Origin of the sequence: Polaribacter gochangensis (genome assembly GCF_046224025.1) — a bacterium.
In the GTDB taxonomy this organism is placed as follows: domain Bacteria; phylum Bacteroidota; class Bacteroidia; order Flavobacteriales; family Flavobacteriaceae; genus Polaribacter; species Polaribacter gochangensis.
In genome coordinates this window covers 510,162-536,497 of sequence record NZ_JBJXRF010000002.1, presented here as the reverse complement: position 1 = coordinate 536,497, position 26,336 = coordinate 510,162, and the positions used below count along the sequence as shown (strand labels likewise).

21 protein-coding genes are annotated in these 26,336 nt (G+C 32.8%); 17 read left to right on the top strand and 4 right to left on the bottom strand.

All coding sequences use genetic code 11. The features are described 5' to 3' along the window. The first annotated feature begins 4 nt into the window (after positions 1 to 4). The 6 genes from ACEWL1_RS07740 (at position 5) to ACEWL1_RS07715 (ending at position 8,828) form a co-directional block, all read left to right on the top strand. On the top strand, positions 5 to 3,013 hold the full coding sequence (locus ACEWL1_RS07740; protein ID WP_409232724.1) for a WD40/YVTN/BNR-like repeat-containing protein: 3,009 nt from the start codon (positions 5 to 7) through the stop codon (positions 3,011 to 3,013). 123 nt (positions 3,014 to 3,136) lie between these two features. After that, on the top strand, positions 3,137 to 3,592 hold the full coding sequence (locus ACEWL1_RS07735; RefSeq protein WP_301400284.1) for a cold-shock protein: 456 nt from the start codon (positions 3,137 to 3,139) through the stop codon (positions 3,590 to 3,592). 126 nt (positions 3,593 to 3,718) lie between these two features. Next, positions 3,719 to 5,725, top strand: coding sequence for a M13 family metallopeptidase (locus ACEWL1_RS07730; RefSeq protein WP_409232723.1), 2,007 nt, complete (start codon positions 3,719 to 3,721; stop codon positions 5,723 to 5,725). A gap of 105 nt (positions 5,726 to 5,830) precedes the next feature. After that, positions 5,831 to 6,022, top strand: a complete 192-nt coding sequence (locus ACEWL1_RS07725) for a cold-shock protein (RefSeq protein WP_409232722.1) — start codon at positions 5,831 to 5,833, stop codon at positions 6,020 to 6,022. A gap of 149 nt (positions 6,023 to 6,171) precedes the next feature. Continuing rightward, positions 6,172 to 7,512 carry a DEAD/DEAH box helicase gene (locus ACEWL1_RS07720; protein WP_409232721.1) on the top strand — a complete coding sequence of 447 codons (1,341 nt, stop codon included), beginning with the start codon at positions 6,172 to 6,174 and terminating at the stop codon, positions 7,510 to 7,512. A gap of 2 nt (positions 7,513 to 7,514) precedes the next feature. Then, a complete protein-coding gene (locus tag ACEWL1_RS07715) occupies positions 7,515 to 8,828 on the top strand; it encodes a DEAD/DEAH box helicase (protein WP_409232720.1) in 1,314 nt (437 codons plus the stop codon). Position 8,829: 1 nt separating this feature from the next. Here the strand turns inward: ACEWL1_RS07715 and ACEWL1_RS07710 are convergent, their stop codons facing one another. After that, positions 8,830 to 9,528: an arylesterase gene (locus ACEWL1_RS07710; protein ID WP_409232719.1), complete on the bottom strand. Its 699-nt coding sequence runs from the start codon at positions 9,526 to 9,528 to the stop codon at positions 8,830 to 8,832. A 79-nt stretch (positions 9,529 to 9,607) separates the two neighbouring features. On the opposite strand from ACEWL1_RS07710, the gene ACEWL1_RS07705 reads away from it, so the two are divergent. From ACEWL1_RS07705 to ACEWL1_RS07680, 6 genes are all read left to right on the top strand, one after another. Continuing rightward, on the top strand, positions 9,608 to 10,297 hold the full coding sequence (locus ACEWL1_RS07705) for an ABC transporter ATP-binding protein (protein WP_409232718.1): 690 nt from the start codon (positions 9,608 to 9,610) through the stop codon (positions 10,295 to 10,297). Then, entirely contained in the window at positions 10,297 to 12,840 is a 2,544-nt protein-coding gene (locus ACEWL1_RS07700; RefSeq protein ID WP_409232717.1) for an ABC transporter permease, read from the top strand. The genes ACEWL1_RS07705 and ACEWL1_RS07700 overlap by 1 nt, the downstream gene beginning before the upstream one ends. Before the next feature lie 158 nt (positions 12,841 to 12,998). After that, positions 12,999 to 13,469 (top strand): nucleoside deaminase, encoded by a 471-nt coding sequence (locus tag ACEWL1_RS07695; protein ID WP_409232716.1) that lies wholly within the window; start codon positions 12,999 to 13,001, stop codon positions 13,467 to 13,469. A 71-nt stretch (positions 13,470 to 13,540) separates the two neighbouring features. Next, a complete protein-coding gene (locus ACEWL1_RS07690; RefSeq protein WP_409232715.1) occupies positions 13,541 to 14,950 on the top strand; it encodes an FAD binding domain-containing protein in 1,410 nt (469 codons plus the stop codon). Further along, positions 14,943 to 17,270, top strand: a complete 2,328-nt coding sequence (locus ACEWL1_RS07685; protein ID WP_409232714.1) for a xanthine dehydrogenase molybdopterin binding subunit — start codon at positions 14,943 to 14,945, stop codon at positions 17,268 to 17,270. The genes ACEWL1_RS07690 and ACEWL1_RS07685 overlap by 8 nt, the downstream gene beginning before the upstream one ends. Before the next feature lie 82 nt (positions 17,271 to 17,352). Then, positions 17,353 to 17,766, top strand: a complete 414-nt coding sequence (locus ACEWL1_RS07680; RefSeq protein ID WP_409232713.1) for a hypothetical protein — start codon at positions 17,353 to 17,355, stop codon at positions 17,764 to 17,766. Between the two features lie 195 nt (positions 17,767 to 17,961). Here the strand turns inward: ACEWL1_RS07680 and ACEWL1_RS07675 are convergent, their stop codons facing one another. Genes ACEWL1_RS07675 through ACEWL1_RS07665 form a run of 3 tightly spaced genes read right to left on the bottom strand, consistent with a single transcriptional unit; the run spans position 17,962 to position 20,401 of the window. Beyond that, positions 17,962 to 19,122, bottom strand: coding sequence for an iron-containing alcohol dehydrogenase (locus ACEWL1_RS07675; RefSeq protein ID WP_409232712.1), 1,161 nt, complete (start codon positions 19,120 to 19,122; stop codon positions 17,962 to 17,964). A 14-nt stretch (positions 19,123 to 19,136) separates the two neighbouring features. Then, the gene (locus ACEWL1_RS07670; RefSeq protein ID WP_409232711.1) at positions 19,137 to 19,769 is read right to left on the bottom strand and encodes a nitroreductase family protein; all 633 of its coding nucleotides are present in this window, start codon (positions 19,767 to 19,769) and stop codon (positions 19,137 to 19,139) included. Between the two features lie 47 nt (positions 19,770 to 19,816). Continuing rightward, entirely contained in the window at positions 19,817 to 20,401 is a 585-nt protein-coding gene (locus ACEWL1_RS07665) for a TetR/AcrR family transcriptional regulator (RefSeq protein WP_409232710.1), read from the bottom strand. Positions 20,402 to 21,002: 601 nt separating this feature from the next. Here ACEWL1_RS07665 and ACEWL1_RS07660 point away from each other — a divergent pair. From ACEWL1_RS07660 to ACEWL1_RS07640, 5 genes are all read left to right on the top strand, one after another. Then, positions 21,003 to 21,626 (top strand): MarC family protein, encoded by a 624-nt coding sequence (locus ACEWL1_RS07660; protein WP_409232709.1) that lies wholly within the window; start codon positions 21,003 to 21,005, stop codon positions 21,624 to 21,626. Between the two features lie 640 nt (positions 21,627 to 22,266). After that, entirely contained in the window at positions 22,267 to 23,799 is a 1,533-nt protein-coding gene (locus ACEWL1_RS07655; RefSeq protein ID WP_409232708.1) for a T9SS type A sorting domain-containing protein, read from the top strand. A gap of 16 nt (positions 23,800 to 23,815) precedes the next feature. Next, positions 23,816 to 24,010, top strand: coding sequence for a hypothetical protein (locus ACEWL1_RS07650; protein ID WP_409232707.1), 195 nt, complete (start codon positions 23,816 to 23,818; stop codon positions 24,008 to 24,010). A gap of 102 nt (positions 24,011 to 24,112) precedes the next feature. Then, the gene (locus ACEWL1_RS07645) at positions 24,113 to 25,255 is read left to right on the top strand and encodes a hypothetical protein (protein WP_409232706.1); all 1,143 of its coding nucleotides are present in this window, start codon (positions 24,113 to 24,115) and stop codon (positions 25,253 to 25,255) included. After that, positions 25,245 to 26,336 carry a nucleotidyltransferase family protein gene (locus ACEWL1_RS07640; RefSeq protein ID WP_409232705.1) on the top strand — a complete coding sequence of 364 codons (1,092 nt, stop codon included), beginning with the start codon at positions 25,245 to 25,247 and terminating at the stop codon, positions 26,334 to 26,336. The genes ACEWL1_RS07645 and ACEWL1_RS07640 overlap by 11 nt, the downstream gene beginning before the upstream one ends.

The window sequence follows — 26,336 nt, the reverse complement described above, 5'->3', positions numbered from 1 at the left end:
ACTAATGAAATCACAGTCCTTTTCAATTCGCTTATTTTTATTTTTAATTGCTCCTTTTACATTAATAGCACAAGATTTTAGTGCTTTAACATACAGAACTGTGGGTCCAGAAAGAGGAGGAAGAGTTACTGCTGTAACCGGAACACCGATGTTGCCTGGAACTTTTTATTTAGGAGCAACTGGTGGTGGCGTTTGGAAATCTGATGATTATGGAGTTTCTTGGAATAATGTTTCTGACGGATTTTTTGCAACACCATCAATCGGAGCTATTGAAGTTGCTGTAAACGATCCAAACATTGTGTATGTTGGTACTGGTTCTGATGGTTTACGAAGCAATGTAATTTCTGGAAAAGGAGTTTATAAATCGATAAACGCTGGTAAAACTTGGGAACATATTGGTTTAAGAGAAACTGGGCAAATTGGTGCTGTAGAAATTGACCCAACAAATCATAATATTGTTTGGGTTGCTGCTATCGGTAATGCTTTTAAAAATAACAATGAACGTGGAATTTATAAAACAATTGATGGTGGAAAGCATTGGGAAAAAGTATTATTTATTTCTGATGAAGTAGGTTTTGCTGATTTAGAATTATTACCAAGTAATCCTAATATTGTGTATGCTGCAGCTTGGAAAGGGCAACGTAAGCCTTGGACAATCATTTCTGGTGGAACAAATGATGAAGGCGGAATCTATAAGTCTATCAATGGAGGAAAAGATTGGGTGAAATTAGAAAATGGTTTGCCAAAAGGTTTAATTGGTAAAATTGATTTAGCTGTTTCTGCCGTAGATTCAAGTATTTTATATGCAGTAATTGAAGCTCCAGGAAAAGAAGGCGGATTGTATAAGTCTGTAGATCAAGGAAAATCATTTGTACAAGTTTCTGACAATAAAGGTTTGGTAAACAGACCTTTTTATTATACCAATATTGAATTAGACCCTACAAACCCAGATATTGTCTATTCAAATGCAAATCCCTTATTAAAATCGATTGATGGCGGTAAAAGTTGGAAAAGAATGTCGGTTCCTCACGGAGATAATCACGATATCTGGATCAACCCAAACAATCCAAATTTATTAATTCAAGCAAATGATGGTGGCGCTAATGTTTCTCATAATGGAGGAAAAACATGGTCAACTCAATACAATCAACCAACAGCAGAATTATATCAAGTAGAAGTAGATGATCAATATCCATATTGGTTATATGCTGGTCAACAAGACAATTCTACCGTTGCCATACCGAGTTTACCTCCGTCTGCAACTGTAATCTCTAGAAGAGGTTGGGGCATAAGTGTTGGTGGATGTGAAACGGGTCCTGTTGTTCCAAAACCAGGAAATCACAACATTGTCTATGCAAACTGTAAAGGGAATTTTGGAGTTTTTAATAAATTAACCGGAACAGAGAAAAAGTATACTGTTGGTGCTTCTTATATATACGGACACAATCCAAAAGATTTAAAATATCGTTTTCAACGTGTGGCTCCAATTCATGTTTCTCCACACAATCCAAATGTGGTGTATCATGGTTCTCAGTATATTCACAAAACAATGACAGATGGAAAAATATGGGAAACGATTTCTCCAGATTTAACTGCTTTTGAAAAAGACAAACAAGTAAATTCTGGAAGTCCAATTACAAGAGATATTACCGGAGAAGAATATTATAGTACGGTGTATTCGATTAGAGAATCGAAATTAAAAGAAGGTTTAATTTGGGTGGGTTCTAATGATGGAGTGGTTTCTGTTACTCAAAATGGCGGAAAATCATGGAAAAATGTAACACCAAAAAAATTACCTAAAGGTGGTAGAGTAGAATCTGTTGAACCATCACAATTTAATCCTGCAAAAGCTTACATTGCTGTTGATAGACATTTATTGGGCGATGATAAACCGTATTTTTATAAAACTGAAAATTATGGAAGAACTTGGGAGTTGATTTCGACAATTTCAAACGGAATTCCAGATGATTTTACAAGTAAAGTTTTACGAGAAGATCCAGTAAGAGCAGGATTGTTATATGCTGGTACAGAATTCGGAATGTTTGTTTCTTTTAATGACGGAAAATCATGGGAGAAATTTCAACAAAATCTGCCAGTTACACCAATTACAGATCTTAAAATATTTAGAGGAGATTTAATTTTAAGTACCATGGGAAGAGGTTTTTGGATCTTAGACAATATTACTCCTTTAAGACAAAAAGAAATCAATAGTTTAAAATCTTCTCCTTGGTTATTTAAACCAGACACAACCATACGATATCGTTCTCGAGGATATAGATCTGAAGGGATTGTACAATATCCAGGAACTAGTGTAATGATTGATTATTATATTCCGAAAGGAAACAAATCTCCAATTCAATTAGAAATTTTAGATGCAAATAAAAAAACAGTTGCATTAATTGTTAGTGATAAAAACTTAATTGCTAAAACAACCATTGTAGAAGATATGAATTTAAGTCAGACTTTTGTTTATGTTGATAGCAGGTTAGAAACAACTCCAGGAATCAATCGTTTTAACTGGAACTTACAGCAAAAAGGAGTTTGGTCATCAAACAAAAATAGAAGCTTTAAAAACGGACCAATGGTTGCTCCAGGAATTTATACTGCAAAATTAACAGTAAACGGAAAATCGTTTGAACAATCGTTTGAAATTGTAATGGATCCAAGAGTAATAAAAGAAGGAATTACAAAAGCAGATATTGTTAATCAACTTGCAATGCAACAAAAAGTAATGGATTTACTTTCTGAAGCCAGACAATTTCAAGATACGTTAGAAAAAGAAGCAACCACTTTACAAGGAAAAAAATCAGCTAGATTAAACAAAGTAAATGCAGCATTAAAACAATTAAAAAATGCTTCAGGTGCGTATCCACAGCAAATGTTAGTTTCGCAAATCTCGTTCTTACTAAACATGATTAGTAGTGCAGATCAAATTCCGGGGCAAGATGCAAAAAACAGATTCAAAGAATTAACAAATCAGTTTCATACACTAAAAAATGAACTTAGAAATTAGTTTTTTTTGAAAGAGAGTTTGGTAGAGCAAATAAATTGCTTATTTAATTTTTCTATTATTAACTGTAAAATAGATATATTTGCATAATAATTTAAAATAAGACTTTAATAATTTACAGTACGAATGGCAAAATCGCAACAGACATATAATAAGAGTGAAAAAGAAAAAAAACGTTTAAAAAAACGTGAAGACAAAAGAAAGAAAATGGAAGCTCGTAAAGCTGATGCAAAAGAAAATGGTACTTCTGGAATTGAGTTTGCTTACGTAGATCATAATGGTAATTTAACTGATACTCCGCCTGATCCAACTTTAAAAGTGGAGGTTGAGTTAGAAGATATCATTTTAGGAATTCCTAAAAAAGAAGAAGGTGAAGCAGAAGATCCGATTAGAAACGGAAAAGTTTCATTTTTTGATTCTTCTAAAGGATATGGTTTTATTTTAGATACTGACAACCAAGAAAAATACTTTACACACGTTAGTGGTTTAATCGATGAAATCGCAGAAAACGACAAAGTTACTTTTGAACTAGAAAGAGGTTTAAAAGGAATGAACGCTGTAAAAGTGAAACAAAAAAAGTAGTATTAGGTACTTACAATTACTTAAATAAGGTAAAAGCAACTTTAAAAAGTTGCTTTTTTTATGCCCTTTAAGTTCTGTTTCAGCGAACTATTATTTCATATATTTGTGAAAACTACACTCAAATTTATGAAAAAAACACTTTATATTTCGTTGTTTTTGTTGGTATTTGCTTCTTGCAATACCGAAAAAACAGTAAACAGTAAAATTGATTTTGACGGAATCACAGAATCTATAAAACCAGGAGATAACTTCTTTGAACATGTAAATAAAAAATGGCTAGACAAAGCTGTGATTGCAGAAGATCAAGTTGGGATTGGTTCGTATAGTTTCTTAAACATTCCGCAGAAAAAATTATTAGAAAACATTTTAACAGAAGTTTCTTCAACAAACCAAAAGGAGGGAAGTATCGAACAAAAAGTAGGCAACTTTTATAGCTCTGGAATGGATACAAAAACTATTAATAAACTTGGTTTTCTGCCAATAAAACCTATTTTAAATAGCATTGATAATATTAATAACGTTTCTTCTTTAATGGCTTTTGTTACTGAAGAAATAACTTCAGGGAATTATGCTATTATTGGCATGAATGTTTCGCCAGATAATGAAAACAGTAAGCTTAATATCTTACATTTTGGTCAAGCAGGATTAGGATTACCAGATCGTGATTATTATTTTAAATCAGACTCTATAACTGTTGCTATTCAGAACGCATACAAGAAATATTTGTCAACGCTTTTTACATTATCAGAAACTAAAAATGCTGATAAAAATGCAGCGATTGTATATGATATTGAAAAGAAATTGGCAGCATCCCATAAAACAAGAATTGAACGTAGAAATGTAAAAGCCAACTACAACAAAATGAAAGTTGCTACGCTCAATAAAAATCAACCAAATATTGGCTGGTCAAAATTATTGAAACAGTTAAATCTAAAAGTTGATGAAGTTGATATCAAACAGCCAGCATATTATGATGAACTGAATAAATTATTAGTTTCTATTCCCATTTCAGAATGGAAAGCCTATCTAAAAGCAAGTACTTTAGCGAACTACGCTGATATTTTAAGCAAACCTTTTGAAGATGCTAATTTTGAATATGCAAAAGTTTTATACGGTCAAACAACTCAGAAAACTCGTGCACAATTAATGGTTCAAAAAGTAGACAGACAATTAGGTTTTGCACTCGGACAATTATATGTAAAGCGATATTTTAATGAAGATGCTAAAAAACGTGTATTAGATTTGGTAAACAACTTGCAAAAAGCATTTGAAAGCAGAATCAATGAATTAGATTGGATGAGCGATGTTACTAAACAACAAGCAAAAGAAAAACTATACGCAATTACCAAAAAAATTGGATATCCAGATGTGTGGAGAGAATACAATGTGAAAATTGAAAAAGGAACATATTTTGAAAATGTGGTCGCTTTAAAAAAGGACCAATATCAATACCAAGCAGCTCAATTAAACAAAGCACCAAATTTAGATCGCTGGGGAACAACACCTTCAACCGTAACTGCATATTACAATCCGCCTTTAAATGAAATTGTTTTTCCTGCAGGAATATTACAATTTCCGTATTTTGATGTTACAGCAGATGATGCTGTAAATTACGGAGGAATTGGAATGGTAATCGGACATGAATTAACGCATGCTTTTGATGATCAAGGAGCACAGTTTGATAAAGATGGAAATGTAAAAAATTGGTGGACAGAAGAAGACTACACAAAGTTTAAAGCGAAAACACAACAAATGATTGATCGCTATAGTTCATTTACTGTTTTAGACGGAGATCATATAAATGGCGCTTTGACTGTTGGAGAAAATACGGCTGATAATGGCGGAATCTCTATTGCTTATGATGCATTTAAACTTACCGAACAAGGAAAAGGAAACACTAAAATTCAAGGTTTTACTCCAGATGAACGGTTTTTTATGTCGATTGCAAGAATTTGGAGAGTAAAGACACGTGATGCTTATTTGCGTAATTATATAAAAACAAATTCACATTCGCCACCAATCTGGCGCGTTAATGGTCCGTTAATGAATTTTACGCCATTTTACGAGACATTCAACGTAAAACCTGGTGATAAAAACTATAAGATTCCGGAAGAAAGAATTAAGATTTGGTAATCATTTTAGTAAATAAAAAATAATAAGTCGATAAATATGTTGAATGTCTAAAAAATGTCGTCACCTTTGCAGTTCAATAAGTATTATAAATTTAATTACATTACAATGAGTAAAGGAACAGTAAAATTTTTCAATGAGTCTAAAGGATTTGGATTTATCACAGAAGAAGGAGTAGACAAAGATCATTTTGTACATATTTCTGGATTAATCGACGAAATTCGTGAAGGCGACAGCGTTGAATTTGATTTACAAGAAGGAAACAAAGGACTAAATGCAGTGAACGTAAAAGTGAGCTAAAACATATACTTCAAGTTTTATAAAAGTCCATCAGCAATGATGGACTTTTTTTTATGCTGATATTTCAAATAGAAATAAGACAATATTAATACACCTATTTTTCTAATTCCCAACAACGGTATGATTACCTTTGCAAAAATTATTATTTTATGTCTAAACGTTTTTCCGATCTAGGAATACATGATCAGCTAATACAAAGTTTGTCTGATTTACAGATTTCTACTCCAACAGATATTCAAGAAAAAACAATTCCGGTTATTTTACATCAAAAAGAAGATGTAGTTGCTTTGGCAAAAACAGGAACCGGAAAAACTGCTGCATTTGGTTTGCCATTATTGCAATTGATTGATGTTGAAAAAACTAATATTCAAGCTGTAATCTTAGCTCCAACAAGAGAATTAGGACAACAGATTTATACAAATTTAGTCTCTTTTTCTACACGTTTGCCAGCAATTTCTATTGCAACTGTTTGTGGTGGAATTCCGATTAAGCCTCAAATAGAACGTTTAAAAAGTACCACACATATCGTAGTTGCAACTCCTGGTCGTTTAGCTGATTTGGTAGAGCGTAAAGCAATTGACATTAAAAGCATCTCTTACTTCATTTTAGATGAAGCCGATGAAATGGTGAGTGCTTTAAAAGAAGGGTTGGATGCAATTATTAAAGAAATTCCGAAATCTAGAAGAACGTTATTGTTTACGGCTACAATGCCAGGAACCATTAAACAATTGGTTCAGAATTACATGTCAAAACACGTTGTTCAAATAGAAGCTGATATGGCAACTGTTGGACATCAAGGAATCGATCATCAATATGTGGTTGTAGCACCGATAGAAAAATTAGATGTGTTGTTACATTTCTTAAATTCTAAAGTAGGAAAACGAGGCATCATTTTTTGTAAAACAAAAGCTGCCGTAAATAAATTAGCGAAGAACTTAGCCATCAATAAATTTTCATCTGGAGCTATTCATGGAAGTTTAACTCAAGGTATTCGAGATCGAATTATGGGGCAATTTAGAGAAGGTTTTATTGATATTTTAGTGGCAACAGATTTAGCAGCAAGAGGAATTGATGTCAAAGACATTTCTTATGTCATTAATTATCATTTACCTGATACTTTTGATGCTTATGTTCATAGAAGCGGACGTACTGCAAGAGCAGGAGCAACCGGACTTTCTTTAACGATTTTACAGCAAGAAGAAGTTGCTGATATTGCTGGTTTTGAAAAAGAACTAGGCATTGTTTTTAAAGAGTTTAAAAAAGCTGATGCGCAAAGTATTGAAGAAAATAATGGCTTGTTGTGGGCAAAGAAAATATTTAAGACCAAACCAAATCGTTCTATTTCTGAAGAGTTTAGAAAAGAAGTAAGAACGATATTTCATCATTTGACAAAAGAAGAATTGATAGAAAAAATATTGGCAAATTATGTAGCACAAACCAATTCAGGAACTTCAAAATCAGAGGAAACTAAAAAGAAAAAGAAGAAATAGACATGGCAAATAACATTAAAGACCAACAAGACATTCTTGATAAGTTAAAAATATACAGTTTAAATCCGATGCAAGAAGAGGCATTGGAAACAATTAATAACAATGCGAATACCATGTTATTATCTCCAACAGGAACAGGAAAAACACTCGCTTTTTTATTGCCTTTATTAGCGCAGTTAGATCCAGAAAGTAAAGAAGTACAAGCTTTAATTATTGTACCTTCTAGAGAATTGGCGATTCAAATAGAACAAGTTATTAGAAATATTGGTTCTGGTTACAAAGCCAATGCTATTTATGGTGGAAGAACGATTGCTAAAGACAAAACAGAATTAAAACATACGCCTGCTATTTTAATTGGAACTCCAGGTAGATTGTCAGATCATTTTGAACAAGCTCGTTTTACAACACAAGAAATAAAAACATTGGTGATAGATGAGTATGATATTTCTTTTGAAGTTGGCGCTGGTGGAGACATGAGGAACATCATCAGTCATTTACCAAATATTACAAAACGCGTGTTAACTTCTGCAACAAAAGGAGCTTCGATTCCAAGTTATTTCAGAATGGACAATGCAGTAACGTTGAATTATATCAAAGAAAAAGCACCTTCAAAACTGGTGATAAAAACCATTCTTTCACCATCTAAAAACAAACACAATACCTTGGTTGATTTGCTAAATCATTTAGGAAATGAACCTGGAATTGTGTTTTGTAATAAAAAAGATAGCATTGAAGATATTAGTGCTTTTTTAGATAAAAAGAAAATTGCACATACCTGTTTTCATGCTGGTATGGAGCAAATAGATAGAGAACGTGCGTTGATAAAATTAAGAAACGGAAGTGTTTCTATTTTAGTGGCGAGTGATTTAGCTTCAAGAGGAATTGATATTCCTGAAATGAAATATGTAATTCATTATGAAACTCCAGATGCTTTTGAAGAATATACACATAGAAACGGTAGAACAGCTAGAGTAGAAGCTAAAGGAACAGCATATTTGATAAAAGGAGATCGAGAAGTTTTTCCTGAGTTTATAGAAAATGCTAAAGTTGAAAAATTGTCTACAACCGGAAAAAGAAAACCTCAATATTGGACAACTTTATTTATTTCTGGCGGGAGAAAAGATAAAATTTCTAAAGGAGATATTGCTGGATTGTTCTTTAAACAAGGTGAAATCAACAACGATCAATTAGGAACTATTGACTTGAAACAAGATTGTGCTTTTGTTGCTGTACCATTAACAATTGCTGATGCTTTGGTTGAGAAGTTAAATAATACACGTTTAAAAAAGAAAAAAGTAAGAGTGAGTGTTATTTAAATTATAAATTAACTAAAGGCTCTAAAACTTCCCAAACATTAGTAGCTAATATTTTCTGACCTTCTACAGTTGGATGAATACCATCACCTTGATTTAACGTTGGAATTCCACCAACATCTTTCAATAAAAAAGGTACTAAGTACAGTTTATTTTTTTTAGCCAATTCAGGGAAAATAATTTTAAACTCTGTTGTATAATCTTGTCCCATATTTGGAGGCAATTGCATTCCTGCTAAAATAATTTTAGTTGCAGGATTTTTTTGTAAAACTGCATCAATAATAGCTTGTAGGTTTTCTTTAGTTTCTTTTAAAGGAACGCCACGCAAACCATCATTTGCACCTAATTCTAATACAAAAATATCAATTTGTTGATTTAAAATCCAGTTGATTCTATTTTTCCCTCCAGAAGTAGTTTCTCCACTAACACCAGAGTTTACTACTGTATATCCTAAAGAAAGTGAATCAATTTTTGTTTGAATCACTCCAGGAAAAGCATCATTTATATCATCTAAACCATATCCTGCAGTTAAACTATCACCAAAAAACACAATGCGTTTTGTGTCATTTTTTTCATCAATCTTAGTATCTGTTTCAGTAGATGTTTTTGTAGTTTTGTTTTCTTTTTTGGAAGTGTCTGCTCCGCAAGAGAGTAACATCAGTAAAAATGAAAAATAACAAAACTTTAAGAAAATCTTCTTCATAGTAGTATTCAAATTTAAAATCATTTGTCTATTTTTCAGTTTTAGCATTTCTTGGTAACATATATATTAAATAAGTACAATGACAAAGATATTAAAGATTGATGAACTAGAGAAAACTTATACAAGTGGTTCTAAAAAATTAACAGTATTAAGCAATATTTCTTTTGACGTAGAAAAAGGAAGTATTTTTTCTATTGTTGGTCCTTCAGGAAGTGGTAAAACTACCTTGCTTGGTTTATGTGCTGGTTTAGATCATCCAAGTAAAGGAAAAATTGAATTGTGCGGAAGCAATTTACAAGATTTAGATGAAGATGAACGTGCGTTATTACGCAATAAAGAAGTCGGATTTATCTTTCAGAATTTTCAATTGCTACCAACATTAACAGCTTTAGAAAACATTATTGTTCCGTTAGAATTACAAGGAGCAAAAAATGCTTCTAAAACTGGAATGGAATTATTAGAAAAAGTTGGTTTGGCAGATCGTTCTCATCATTATCCATCACAATTATCTGGTGGAGAACAGCAAAGAGTAGCGTTGGCAAGAGCTTTCTCAAACAAACCTTCTATTTTATTTGCTGATGAACCTACAGGGAATTTAGATGAAGAAACAGGAGAAAAAGTAATTCAGTTGCTTTTTCAATTGAATAAAGAAGCCGGAACTACTTTAGTAATCATCACACACGATTTAGAATTGGCAAATAGAACCCAACAAATATTGAGATTAAAAGGAGGGAAGATAGTATCTAACGAAAAAACAATTGCTGTTTAATGAGTAAGAAATCTTCAAAAACTTCGGTACAATGGCTGTTTAAAATGGCTTGGAGAGACGGAAAAGCAAGTCTTTCTAGATTGATGCTTTTTATGGCATCCATTATTTTGGGTATTGCAGCAGTAGTTTCCATTCAATTATTTAGTGACAACTTAAAACAAAATATTAAAAATCAGTCGAAAGCATTAATGGGCGCTGATTTTATTATTGATAGCAGACAACTTCCTTCAAAAAAAGTACAAGCAATTATAGATTCTTTAAATGTTGGCGCTTCAGAAGTCAATTTTGTTTCTATGGCTGCGTTCCCAAAAAATGACGGTACAAAACTCGTAAAAGTACGCGCTATTGAAGGTAATTTTCCTTTTTACGGAACTTTAGATACAGAACCTGCTAGTGCTGCTTCACAATATCAACAATTAGGCGGAGCATTAGTCGATGCTACTTTAATGTTACAATACAATTTAAAACCTGGTGATTCTGTAAAATTAGGAAAACTAACTTTTCCTATTACTGGAGCTTTAAAATCAATTCCTGGTAGCACAGCAATTTCTACTTCTGTTGCGCCTCCAATTTTGATTCCCTTTCGTTTTATTGATCAAACTGAATTATTACAAGTTGGAAGCAGAAAAGAATATCAATACTTTTTTGTGGCGCCACCAACAATGGACTTGGTGTTGTTAGACAAGAAATTAGATCCTATTTTAGATGAAGAAAAAGCGGATCTAGATACGCATACAAGCACAAGTGAACGTTTAGGAAGAAGGTATGACAATGTGAGTAGATTTCTAAACTTAGCTGCTTTTATTGCCCTTTTATTGGGCTGTGTCGGAATTGCAAGTTCTGTACATATTTATATCAAAGAAAAATTAAAAAATGTAGCTGTGCTAAAGTGTTTAGGGGCTACAAGAAAACAAACATTCTTAATTTACTTATTACAAATTGTTGGCATTGGACTTATCGGAGGGATTTTAGGTGCCAGTATCGGAATTGGTTTGCAATATGCTTTTCCGTATATTTTACAAGGATTTTTACCTTTTGATGTTGAAATAGCAATTACTGTTCAACCCTTAATTATCGGAATAACATTAGGAATTTTAATGTCCGTTTTATTCGCTTTATTACCATTATTAGGAACTTGGTATGTTTCTCCACTTGAAGTGTTACGAGGAACGGACGAAAATTTAGTAAAGCCAAGAAAAGCAAGACTATTTACGTTATTGGCAATTGTATTGTTCATCTTTTTGTTTTCATTTTGGTTGTTAAAAGATGCATTTAACGGACTCATTTTTACAGTTGGAATTTTAATTACGTTTGCTATTATGGCAGGAATTGCTAGCCTTTTTATGATGGCTATTAAAAAGTTCTTTCCAACGAGTTGGGGATTTACCAAACGTCAAAGTTTATTAAATTTATATCGTCCAAACAACCAGACAATGGTGTTGATTTTAGCCATCGGTTTGGGAACTTTTCTAATCAGTACATTGTACTTTACCAAAGACATTTTATTAGCAAAAACATCCATAGAAAATAGCACAAAAGATCCCAATATTATTTTAATGGATGTGCAAACTAATCAAAGAGAAGCTGTTGTAAATACCATTATTCCTAAGGGTTTAGAAGTTATAAATAACATTCCAATTGTAACAATGCGCATGCATCAAATTAAAGATGAATTGGTAAACAATCTTCGTAAAGATAGCACTTCTAACAGAGGAAAAAGATGGATTTTAAATCATGAATTTAGAGTTACCTATCGAAGTGAATTAATTCCTTCTGAAGAATTATTAGAAGGAAGTTGGAGTAAGGAAGTTAAACAAGGCGAACCTATTTTAATTTCTATTGCAGATAATATTGCAAGAGATGCCAATTTAAAAATAGGTGATAAAGTTATTTTTAATGTACAAGGAGTTTTAATGGAAACCAATGTTGGAAGCGTCAGAAAAGTAGATTGGGGACGCGCTCAATTAAATTTTTCTATTGTTTTTCCTGCTGGAGTTTTAGAAAACGCGCCACAATTTAGTGTGTTAACAACCTTTGTGCCTGATGAAGCAAGTTCTGCGGATTTACAACGAGATTTGGTAAAGCAATTCCCAAACATATCCATATTAGATTTACGTCAAATTTTCACAATCATTGAAGACATTCTAGATAAAATAGCTTGGATTATTAATTTTATGGCATTCTTTAGTATTCTTACAGGAATAATTGTTTTAATTGGGTCTGTTAGAAATAGCAAATACCAACGAATTAAAGAAAGCGTTTTATTGCGAACATTAGGGGCAAAAAGCAAACAAATTCTACAAATTACTGCATTAGAATATGTGTATTTAGGAATGTTAGGTAGTGCAGTCGGTATTTCACTCTCTTTAATTAGCAGTCAGTTATTAGCACTCTTTTTATTTGAAGAACCGTTTATTCCGTCTGCTATTCCATTTTTAGTTTTTCTACCAGGAATTACGCTATTAGTTTTATTAATCGGTTTGAGCAATATTAGAAGCGTTTTAAAAAGTCCGCCTTTAGAAATCCTAAGAAAAGAAGTTTAATAAACACGTTTATTTTACTGACTATCAACTATTCAAATTTTATAGCTTGTTCTTAAAATGGATACAAGCCACATAATCAAGTATTGTTCATAAATAAACAGATATTTTCATCGTACTACTTCAAATGATTTGTATTTTTCACAAAAATATTTTTTAGAATGTGTAAAGAAAAATTTATGATAGAAGCTGTAAATGCAGCTTTAAAAGGAATGAACAATAATGAAGGTGGCCCTTTTGGTTGTGTGATCGTAAAAGATGGAAAAATCATAGGAAGAGGAAACAACAAAGTAACATCTACTAACGATCCAACGGCACATGCAGAAGTTACTGCCATTAGAGATGCTTGTAAAAATTTAGATTCTTTTCAATTAGAGGGTTGCGAAATTTATACTTCTTGCGAACCTTGTCCGATGTGTTTAGGCGCAATTTATTGGGCACGACCAGACAAAGTGTATTATGGATGCAATCAGGTTGATGCTGCAAATATTGGTTTTGATGATGAATTTATTTACAAAGAAATTCCGTTGCCTTATGCAGAACGAAGCATTCCATTTGAACAATTAGCGCACGAGGTTGCGTTAAAACCATTTCAAGAATGGGCAGCAAAAGAAGATAAAACTGAATATTAAATTAGATCTAATGTTAGTTCGAGTGTTACGCTTTTGGGCGTGATGTATCGAGAACCTTTGAAACCTTTTACATGATAACTTTCATCTTAAATAACAAAACCATACAAACTTCAGAAAAAGCAGGAATGACCTTATTGGATTTTGTTCGCTATCAACAACGACTTACAGGAACTAAAATTGGTTGTAGAGAAGGCGATTGTGGTGCTTGTACTATTTTAGTTGGAAGCTTAAAAAAGGATGTAATGCAATACCAAAGCATCACCTCGTGTATTTCTCCTTTAGGAAATGCGCATGGCAAACATATTGTTACGGTAGAAGGCATAAACTTGCAAAACAAATTAACCGCAACTCAAGAAGCAATGAAAGCAAATTATGCTACGCAATGCGGATTTTGCACACCGGGTTTTGTGGTTGCACTAACAGGTTTTGCTTTGTCAAATTCTGATAAAAATTACAATACTGCATTAGACGCAATCAGCGGAAATATTTGTAGATGTACTGGCTATAAAGCGATTGAAAAAGCAGCACATCAAGTGGTTGATAAATTTCAAGACGAAGCAACAACTTCTTTTGAATGGCTGATTGAAAACGAATTTATTCCTGAGTACTTTACTACAATTCCAAAACGTTTAAAAGAGATTGAAAAGAACAGTTTAAAGCAACCTAAAGGAAAAGTAGTTGCTGGCGGAACGGATTTATATGTGCAACAGGCAGATAATTTAATTGAAAATAACGTTCATTTGATTGCTGAAAAAGAATATCTAAAAGAAATTTCTATTGAAAACGGAACATGTGTTATCGGAACTAATGCAACAGTTTCAGATTTGTGGAATCATTCTGAATTAAATAGGTTGTTTCCGAACTTAAGAAAACACTTAAAATTGGTTTCATCTGAACAAATTAGAAACATGGCTTCTTTGGGCGGAAACTTTGTAAATGCTTCGCCAATTGGCGACATGTCGATTTTCTTTTTAGCTTTGAATAGTGATATTACAATCGTTAATTCAAAGAGTGAAGAACGCACAATTGCGCTTAAAAACTTCTATCAAGATTATAAAAAATTTGATTTACAAGAAGGAGAATTGTTGAAAGAAATTCGATTTAAAACACCAACAAAACAATCCTTTTTTAATTTTGAAAAAGTATCTAAACGCAGACATTTAGACATTGCAAGCGTTAATTCTGCCATACATATTTCTGTAGAAAAGAATGTTGTTTCAGAAGCACATATTTCGATTGGTGGCGTGGCTGCAATTCCGAAATACCTACAAAAAACTTCGGCTTTTTTAAAAGGAAAACAATTGTCTGTGGAAACCGTTATTGATGCCAACGAAATTCTTCAAAAAGAAATCGCTCCAATTAGTGATGTGCGTGGTACAAGCGATTACAAACGTTTGTTAGCAAGACAATTATGTATTGCGCATTTTACGGAGTTATTTCCAATGCAATTCACTTTAAAAGATGTTGTTCAGCATGCATAAAAACAAATCAAATACCGTTTTAGATTCAAAATTAGATGCTGTTGCAGCTAGTTTAAAACAAAGCATCAAAAACTTAGATTCGTATACACATGTTCGTGGAGAATCTTTATATGTTGATGATGTTAATATCAGACAAGGAACCTTTCACGCTGTTGTTTTTGACTCTCCAAAAGCACACGGGAAAATAAAAAGTGTCGATTTTTCTAAAGCGGAAGCACTAGAAGGAGTAGAGCGTATTTTTACGTATAAAGATGTCCCTGGTGAAAATCAGATTGGCGGAATTATTCCTGATGAACCTTTATTTGCAGAAGAGGAAGTCCATTTTTGGGGAATGCCAATTGCATTGATTGTAGCTACATCAGAATTTATTGCTAGAAAAGCAAGAAGTTTAATCACAATAGAAATAGAAGAACTTCCGGTAATTACAACAGCAAAAGAGGCAAAAGAAAAAGGAAGTTTTATCAATGCACCAAGATCTTTTAGCTTGGGTGATCCCGAAAAAGCATTTGCAGAGTGCGACTATGTTTTTGAAGGTGAAACCTTTTCAAATGGTCAAGAACATTTATATATTGAAGCACAAGGCGCGTATGCAGAACCTTTAGAAAACGGAAATATAAAAATTACATCTTCTACACAAGGTCCAACTTCTGTACAAGCAATTACAGCAAGAGTGTTAGGTGTTTCCATGCACAAAATTGAAGTGGATGTAACACGACTTGGTGGCGGATTTGGAGGTAAAGAAGATCAAGCAACTCCTTGGGCTGTAATGGCGGCTTTGGCTACGTTTCATTTGAATCAATCTGTAAAATTAATTCTAAATCGCCATGATGATTTACGCATGACAGGAAAACGTCATCCGTATGAAAGTACTTATAAAATTGGCTTAACTAAAGATTTAAAAATACGTGCATATCAAACAGAATTTCTACAAAACTCTGGTGCAGCAGCAGATTTATCTCCTGCAATTGCAGAAAGAACCTTATTTCATGCAACCAATAGTTATTATGTACCAAACGTAAGCACAACTGTAATCAGTTGTAAAACCAACTTACCTCCAAATACAGCGTTTCGTGGTTTTGGTGGCCCGCAAGGAATGTTTGTTATAGAATCTGCCATTGCAAAAGCAGCCAATGAAATTGGTGTAAGTGCAAGACAAATTCAGGAAGCCAATTTACTGGATGAAAACGATACCTTTTCCTACGGACAAATCGCAAAGAAAGTAGAAGCCAAGAATACTTGGAATTCAGCTAAAAAAATATTTAATAGTGAAGCTTTAGAGCAAGAAGTCGAAGATTTCAACAAAAAAAACAAAGCATTCAAAAAAGGAATTGCTTTTATGCCGATTACTTTTGGAATTTCATTTACGAACACACCCATGAATCATGCTCGAGCGTTGGTGCATATTTATTTAGATGGAAGTGTTGGTATTAGTACTGCTGCTGTGGAAATGGGACAAGGTGTAAATACCAAAATGATGCAAATTGCAGCCGATGTATTTTCCATTCCGATAGATAAAATTAAAATAGAAACTACCAATACCACTCGAGTTGCAAATACATCACCATCTGCGGCAAGCTCTACGGCAGATTTAAACGGAAAAGCAACTTTAATGGCGTGTAATGCGCTGTTAGAAAGATTGATAATAGTGGCTTCAGAAGATTTAGCCGTTTCTAAAAAAGACATCATCTTAAAAGATGAATTCGTGAATGTAAAAGGTAAAAAATCAACGTTAACTTGGACAGAACTCATCAGCAAAGCCATGTTAAAACGTGTGGCATTAACAGAAAATGCACATTACGCAACACCTGAAATTCATTTTGATAAAACCAAAGAAAAAGGACATCCATTTGCATATCATGTATACGGAACCGCAATTATTACCACAACAGTAGATTGTACGCGTGGTACCTACGAATTTGATTCGGTTAAAATTGTACACGATTACGGAAAAAGCATGAGCAAAGGAATTGACTTAGGGCAAATAGAAGGCGCTTTAATTCAAGGAATAGGTTGGATGACCATGGAAGAAATTGCGTATAATAAGGAAGGAAAGTTATTATCAAATGCACTTTCTACTTATAAAGTTCCTGATATTTTTTCTGTTCCTAAAAATGTAGAAGTAATTCATGCTGAAACAGAAGGAAACGAAATGGCCATTTTAAAATCGAAAGCTGTAGGAGAACCGCCTTTAATGTATGGAATTGGAGCTTATTTTGCGCTTCAAAACGCCATCAAAGCATTCAATCCAAATTATGATTTAAAGTTCCATTCACCCATGACTCCAGAAAAAGTGTTAATGAATTTATATTCCAAAAAATAACTGTCTTATCGCACTGCATTATAAAAAATCAAACATACTTAAAGGCGCACTTATTTATAGTGCTGGAGATACCATTGCTGCATTGTTGCTAGATGAATTTGCTTTATCTCGTTTGCTAGGAATGATGTTTATTGGCGCTACATTTTACGCTTTTGAAATTCCTAATTATTTTGATTGGATTGTAAAAAGAACACAGGCTTTAAAAGGTATCAAAGCTACTTTAACAAAAACATTATTAGCAATTGTTTATTTCAATCCATTATGGATTGCAAGGCATTTGTTGTTTATTAAATTATTTTCTGGACAGCTACATGCCATTAATTTCAATCTTTTAGAAATAGCGTTTTGGTCGTTTTTGGTAAACATCCCAATTTCTTTTATCGCGAATTACATCATTCAAAACCGATTTAAGCTGCAATGGCGTTTTGTAGGATCTGCTGTTTTCTCTGCAATCATGGCAATTTACTACGCACTAAGCGAAACAATTTTTAGTTGATTTAACTTTCATTTCGATCAAAGGAGAAATTTTAAAAAAATAGAGTAGAAGTCATAAGATTCCTCAATCGTACCTCATTTCGGAATGACAACTAATAATAATTGAAAACTGCAACTGTAAACTGATAACTAATAATTGATAATTGTTCACTGATAATTGATACCTTTTTTATAAACCACTCAACATATTTTTAAATTAGTACGCCATTTTTACAATCTTTTCTACCTTATCTGGCGATAACGATTGGTGCTCTCCCAAACCTAACCAACCACGATCTGTAAAACGTTTGGCTATTTCTTCTGCAGTTCCTTCGTAGTTTTCCGTATATTCTGACAACTTTGTATCGATGCCTAATTCGTGGAAAAATGAAACTGTTTTTTCAATAGCTGCATAAGCTTTATTTTCGATACTTCCTTCAGTAATGTTCCAAACACGTTCGCCATATTGTGCTAATTTTTCTTTTTTAGCTTCAAAATTATAATTGTAATGGCTAGGAGCAATGATTGCTAACGTACGCGCATGATCAATTCCAAATAAGGCAGTCAGCTCATGTCCAATAGCATGAACGGCCCAATCTGTTGGAACTCCTTTTTGTATCAACCCGTTTAAAGCCATCGTGCAACTCCACATAAAATTAGAAGCCGCTTTGTAATCTGTTGGATCTTTTAAAACGGTTGGAGCCACCTCTATAATGGTTTGTAAGATACTTTCTGCAAAACGATCTTGCAATAATGCACCAATTGGGTAGGTCATGTATTGTTCTAAAACATGTGTAAAAGCATCGGTCAACCCGTTTGCTAATTGACGTTGTGGAATAGAAGCAATCACTTGAGGATCTAAAATAGAAAACTCAGGAAACAATCCTGGTCCGCCCATTGCAAATTTCTCTCTGGTTGCTGCTCTTGTAATCACTGCGCCAGAATTCATTTCAGAACCGGTTGCTGGTAACGTTAAAACCGTACCAAATGGCATTCCTTTTTCGGTTCTAATATGTTTGCTTAAAATATCCCAAGGAGTATCGCCTTCAAACAACGCTGCAGCCGATAAAAATTTCGTTCCATCTATTACAGAACCACCACCAACGGCTAATAAATACGTAATCTTTTCGGCTTTAATCACTTTTAAAGCATCTAATAACACTTCATATTCAGGATTTGCAGGAATGCCTCCAAACTCCATAAATTCTCGGTTAGCTAAAGCGGATTGTACTTGTTCGTAAATGCCATTTTTCTTGATACTTCCGCCACCATACAATAGCAACACTTTGGCATCTTTCGGAATTTCACTTTCTAATTTTTCTATGGTATTTTTTCCGAAAATAATTTTAGTCGGATTTTTAAATTCAAAATTATTCATGTTTTTCTTTTTAATTATTCAATTACAGTCACTAAATCCTTCATTGGCTTTCTTACTTTCGTTAGTTTAACCAACCAATCTGCATCTTCCTTTCTGTATCCAATTGGCAATAAAACCGCACTACGCAATCCTTTTTCTCGCAGTCCTAAAATTTCATCTACTGCAGCAGGATTAAATCCTTCTAACGGTGTTGCATCAACACCTTCGTAAGCAGCAGCAATAATAGCGGCTGAAAATGCGATATACGCTTGCTTTGCAGCATGATTAAAGTTTTCTTCTGCCTCTTTTTGTGGATAAGCACTTAACAACATCTGACGGTAATTTTCCCATCCTTCGTTTTTAAATCCACGAATCTCGTTTGTCAAATCAAACATATAGTTAATTCTATCTGCTGTATAAGTATCCCAAGCAGCAAAAACCAATAGGTGAGAACAGTCTGTAATTACAGATTGATTCCAAGCTACAGGTTTAATTTTTTCTTTGATTTCTTGATTTTTAATCACAATAATCTCAAAAGGTTGTAAACCACTTGAGGTTGGAGCTAAACGTGCAGCTTCTAAAATTCGTTCTATTTTTTCCTCTGCTACTTTATCTCCATTCATTGCTTTTGCAGCATATCTCCAGTTCAGTTTATCTAATAATTCCATCTATTTATTTTTACTTTTATTGTTTATGTATAATTTAATATTCTAATTTATTTACAAGATTTAATACTGCTCCAAGCAGCTTGATACGCTTCTTCTAAAAGAGTATTGTCTAATTTAAAAGCACCTCTTTTTTCTGACATCATTAAAAATGATAAAGGATTTATAGCATAGGCATACAATAAGTAATCAGAAATAGGCTTTATAATGCCTTCTTTTTTTCCACGAGCCCAAAGATCGAGTAGGGGTTGTAAATGTTTAATTCCTTCTTGTCTACTGTCTTCATCAATAATTGGAGTATTGTCACATTGTGCTAAAAACATTGCGTTTTCGCACTCTTTGAGTTTAAAATCTGCAATTCGTTTCCAAATAATTTCAAAGCCTTCTGTTACAGACATATTTTCTGTATACGTTGCAAAGGCGTAATCTGTATAGGCAGCTTTTACATCTATATAAGTTTTGTTAACTAAGTCTTGTTTGTTTTCAAAGTACAAGTAAATAGTTGCAGGAGAAACGTTTGCCATTTTTGCTATTTTACTCATCGGTGTTGCATGAAAACCACTATTATTAACCAGCTCAATTGTTGCTTTTATAAGTGCATTTCGCTTGTCTATACTTTTTTGAAGTTGTGCCATGTTGTTTTTATTTCTTGCACAAAGATATATTAAAAATGAACGTTCATTCTTTTTTTGATTATTATTTATAAATACAACAATCAATAAAATTGATAACACAAGTATACTTTTATTGAAAAGTGGTTTAAAAAGACAAGATACAAGAGGATTACTACATACACCTAACTACTAAATAAACCTTGTCATAGAATATAGTATGCGACTGTTAATAGATTGAATATTATAAATTAAAGTTACAATCAATCCTGGCATATTTAGTTTTTTATAAGCATTTAATTTCTACCGAAAGGTAAGAATCAAAAGAGCTTTCGGACTGAATTTGTGAGTGGAATAGAAAATAAAATTCAAAAAAAAAGTAAAGTGAGTCTTGATATTTTGTTTCGTTTTATATCAAAAAAAAAATAATTGACTGCCGAAGATTAGTGACTAGATTTTTGTTGTGTCTGCTAGGGCATTACCAAATAAAAATACATGTTGATTGAAGAGAGCTAATGAAACTAAGAAAGAGGTTAGTAAAGAAAAAAAACAAAAACACAAAACTTCACAATTAATCACTTAATTTTGCACATTAAAAAGCACTAGATTCATAACTCATTAACAAATGGATAATTTAATAACCTTCTCTATTACTGTGTTTACTGCATTTTTTGCAATCACAAACCCGATCTCAAACATGACGGTTTTTGTTTCATTAACTCAAGGAATGAACAAAAAAACAAAGAGGAACATTAATAAAAAGGCTAATTTAACAGCTTTTATCATTGTTGCTTTTTTTGTTCTTTTAGGGAAATATATTTTTGAGTTATTTAATATTAGCATTCCTGCATTTAAAATTACAGGCGGAGTTTTAATTTTTTTTATAGGCTTTGAAATGCTACAATCCAAACAATCGAATGTAAAAAGCATTAAAAATGTTCATACAGATGAAGATATTGCAATTTCTCCATTGGCAATTCCAATTTTAGCAGGACCAGGAACCATTGTAACAGCAATGAATTTTGTATCTAATGTATCACCATTACAAATCTTCTTAGTAATTGCTATTTTTGGGTCTATGAGTTTATTGACCTATTTTACCTTTAGGTTAAGCGATTTTATTGTAAAAATAGTAGGGCATAATGTCATTTCAGTAATTGGTAAGATTATGGGATTAATCATTGCAATTATTGGTACAGGAATGATCATACAAGGAATTAAAATTGCTTTTAATTTAATTGCTCAATAAAATCTATACTTTTCAAAATAACAACAGCTAATTGTTCCTTGTTTCACTGATAACTCCAGTAAGCGTTATGTTTAAGAGAATAGAGCATAGATTTACTACTAATTAATTACGAACTCCTAACTGATAACTGTTCATTGTAGCTAAACAACTGTCATTTCTACAATAGGAGAAATCTCATAAAGCAAAGCACAATCTTACTCGTCATTTTTGGCGTCACCTTTAAGCATTAGCAAAATCAAAATGTCTTTTGATTGATGGTAGCTAGTAAAACTAAGAAAAAGGTCAGCAATGAAAAAAAAAGAAACTTTATGTTACCAACGAACGGCTAATTGTTCATTGTTAATTGTTGACAGTCAACTGTTAAATGTATATCCCAAAAAAGCGCCTTTACTTCACAAATTCTACTACGTATCATTTTAATGTCTATGTTTGTTATAAAAACAAACTCGAAAAAGATATCAATTTAAACTAACTTTAAAATATGAAACACAAAATTACTCTCTTAGTTTTACTTTTTATAAGCACTTTTGGCTTTGCTCAAACAAACATCTTTATTCAGAATGGTGCTTGGGAAGTACCAGCTAATTGGAACCTAGGACAAGTCCCAACGGCTGGTCATAATGTTGTTATCTCAGGTGGTTTGACATGTACTTTAAATACCCCAGGAGCTGTTGCTCTAAGTATGACAATTAATGGTGGTGGTACTTTAAATATTGTCCCTACAGGGACATTAACGATAACAAACAATTTATTTAATAATGGCGGTGGATTGATAATAGATTCTGATGCTTCCAATAGCGGCTCAGTTATTGTTGGTTCTTATACTGGAGCTATAGCGTCATACCAACGGTATCTTACTGGGGGAGATTGGCATTTAATAAGCACTCCATTGAGCAGTGGCGGAGGGACAATAGCTTCTTTTATAACTGCTCATGGGGCAAGTATGACACAAAGTGGTGTGAAATATAGTTTAGCCACTTATGATAATGCTTTTCCAGCAAACGGAGTAAGTACTTGGAAAAATTATACTACAGATGGGTCTAATCCAGCTCCAGCAACTGCATTTGTGGAAGCCAAAGGGTATGAAATCTTAATGAATGGTAATGGGAAAGTTGGTTTTACTGGACTTATAAATGATGGTCCGATAGGCTTTAACTTAACTGAGAATGTAACTGGATGGAACTTAATTGGCAACCCATTTCCTTCTTCCGTTTTTGGGAATGCGAGTGCTCATGCAACAGATAATTTTTTAACACAAAATAGTGCAAGTTTAGATCCATCATATGTATCGATGTATATATGGAATCCAACTAATAGTTCTTACGATGTTGTTAATCAAGGTACTGGATCATTTTCTTTAGCTCCTGGTCAAGCTTTCTTTGTCAAATCTAAAACAGGTGGGGCTTCAGTTGGCTTTTTAAATAATATGCGTACACACCAATCAGCAAATAATTTTCAAAAAGCGGCTATATCGGCTATACCCACAATAAACCTTACTATAGATAATAATGTTGGAACTGTAAGAGGTACAGATATTAAATACATCAGTGGCACTACTTTAGGCCTAGACCCTGGTTATGATGCCGGTCAACTTAATGCTGTAGGCGCTGCTAATTTTAATCTTTATACACACTTGGTACAAGACAATGGTGTGAAATTTGCTTTACAGGCAGTACCAGACACAAACTATAACACTACTGTTATCCCAATAGGAATTGATGCAAACGCTGGTACACAAATAACTTTTAAAGCTACTGCAACAGATTTACCTACAGGTAAAAAGGTATTTTTAGAAGATAAATTGTTAAACACAGTTTCAGAAATTAACAATACAGATAAATCGTATACAGTAAATTTTAGTACAAGTTCATCAGGTACAGGGCGCTTTTTCCTTCACACCAAAGTAAACAGTACATTGGCTATTGATGATTATTTAGCTTCACAATACACATTGGTAACTTCACCTGAGCAACAAAACATAAGACTTTATGGTACGGTTGCAGAAAAAGGTTCAATTAACATATTTGACAGTTTAGGTCGTATGGTTTACACCACAAAATTACAAAAAGGAAATGAACAAGATATCAATGTACCAATAATGTCTACAGGTATTTATTTTGTAAAATTCAATATAGACAACAAACCTTTTAGTAAAAAAATACTGTGGTACTAATTTCAAAGAACAAAAAATGGATAACAAGAAACAGAAAAATGCAGTAACCAATGAGATTGGTACTTCAGAAGAACTTATCACAAGAAATGAAGCTGTCAAAAAAGTAGCTAAATATATGGCTATAACAGCTTTATCTACTTTTATAATACTAAATCCTAAAAAGGCACAAGCACAATCTGGAGGTCCAGGAGGTCCTGGGTTTGGGGGATAACTTTTTTTTAAATGATAGACAAATTAAAATATTACATCAATTTATTGGTGTAATATTTTTTTTTAAAGAATAAAGATTATTTTACAATAACCACTTAAAATCATGAGTAAACTTCAAGATTTATTAGTAAAACCATTAAAAGACAAAAGTATTGTTTGGTTTAAAAACAGCAATACGTATGTATTGGTAGCTCATAAAACTGCGCAAATAATAAAACATTATTTTAAAGACCCAAACCAATTGCAGCTGAGTAATTGGATAACAGATCACTTTAATCTATCAAAGCAAGATGCAGAAATACTCTTAAAGTCGGTTGTAGGCTTAATAAAACAATTAAACGTTTCAAAAAATAACACTACTCAAGTGAATAGCATTTTAGAGACATCCGTTGTACCTAAAACCATAAAATATTACAACATCAACAATACCTGCTTTAAAGTGTCTTATCAAACAGAAAGGCTCGCTTTTTTAATTCATCCTAAGTTTACACATTTAGAAACGAATACAAATACCAGCCACCAACATCATTTTGAAGTGTTTTTTAAAGATGACAAAATTGTTTTAAATGTGAATGGTAATTTTGTAGATTCTTGGTCTGAAGAGAATGCGCACTATTTTCAAGGAAAATTCTCTATGAAGTTAGTCGAAAAACTGTACAACAAGTCAGAGTCAGATTGGTTAGGGGTTTTTCATGCATCCGCTATAAGCGACGGACATCAAAACATTCTATTTTTAGGCGATTCTGGTAACGGAAAAAGCACGCTAGCGGCGTTGTTAGTAGCACAAGGATATACACTTTTTGCAGATGATTTTGTTCCAGTTGAAGCCAGTACGCAACAGGTACATTATTTTCCTGCAGCAATCTCTATAAAAGAAAAAGCTTTAGAAACGCTAAACCCTTTGTTTCCGCAATTAAAAGATGCCCCTCAAATCGACTTAAAGTACATCAATAAATCTGTAAGATATTTGGTAGCACCTAAACTAGAAAATCCATTTCAAACGCATTTACCTTGTAATAAACTGGTGTTTGTAAAATATCAAAAAGATTCCAACATAAAATTAAGTAAACTCAATAGCGAAGATGCCTTTGAACAACTCATTCCAGATTCTTGGTTATCACCAGTATCAAAAAACGCACAACTTTTTATAGATTGGTTTGCAGGGCTTACATGTTACTCTTTAACGTATTCTGATAACGAAGCAATGTACAGCTGTGTAAAAAACCTTTACAAAGATGACGTATAAACAGACATTGTATTTTACAGGTAGCTGCTTGTCGTTGGTAAAGTATCCCGAAAGGAGAAAAGAGGTTTTAAAGCTAATAGCATCTGGATATGTAGATTGGGATAAAGTTGTAAAATTCAGTTCTAATCAGGTGGTTGTACCAGCTTTATACTACAATCTTAAACAGGCGCAATTATTAACGGTATTACCAGAAGGTCTAGAAGCTTATTTTGAACAAATATCTAATGCCAATAAGCAACGGAATGAGGCGCTTATAAAACAAGTAGATCATTTAGTCAGCATCCTAGATAAACACAAAATTAAATTCGTGTTTTTAAAAGGAATGGCACATATTTTAGAAGGGTTATATCTAGATATAGGCGAACGAATGGTGAGCGATATCGATTTTTTAGTGGCTCAAGATCAGGTAAAAAAGGTAGCTAAAATATTAAAAGCAGCAGGCTATGTCAGATTGTACGAAGAAGGTTTACTTATTAAATCAAGACATTATGCAAGGTTAATACATAAAGATTTTATTGGAGCTCTAGAAATACATTGGAATGTTTTAGATAATAAGCACGCCTCTAAACTTAGCAGCGACCTAATCTTTTCTAACAAACAAAAAATAGCCAATTATTACGTGCCTTCTTATGCTCATCAAGCGTTACATAATATGCTTAATGCACAAGTAAACGACAATAGTTATAATAGTGGCTTAATTTTACTAAGACAGGTATACGATTGCTTCTTATTGTCTTTTAAACCAGAAGTGCAAAGCACTTTACAAAACTACAAACACAATTATTATTTAAAAAACCTCTATCTTAAATCGATGCACAAATTCTTTAAAACAGAAGTGCCATTATATAAAAAATCTCTTTTTTTAAACTTTTTAATGTTGCGGTATCAATTTTCAATGCATAAGAATCTGTATAGAATAGAAAAATTAGTTACATACTATAGTTATCGCATCTATAATTATCCACGTCAAATTGTTTTAGCATTTAAAAACAAAAATAAACGTAAAAACATTATTACAAATCTAACCACTAAAGGTTGGCTAAAAAGACATGTGCAATCTTATAAAAAAAGAAAAGAATAA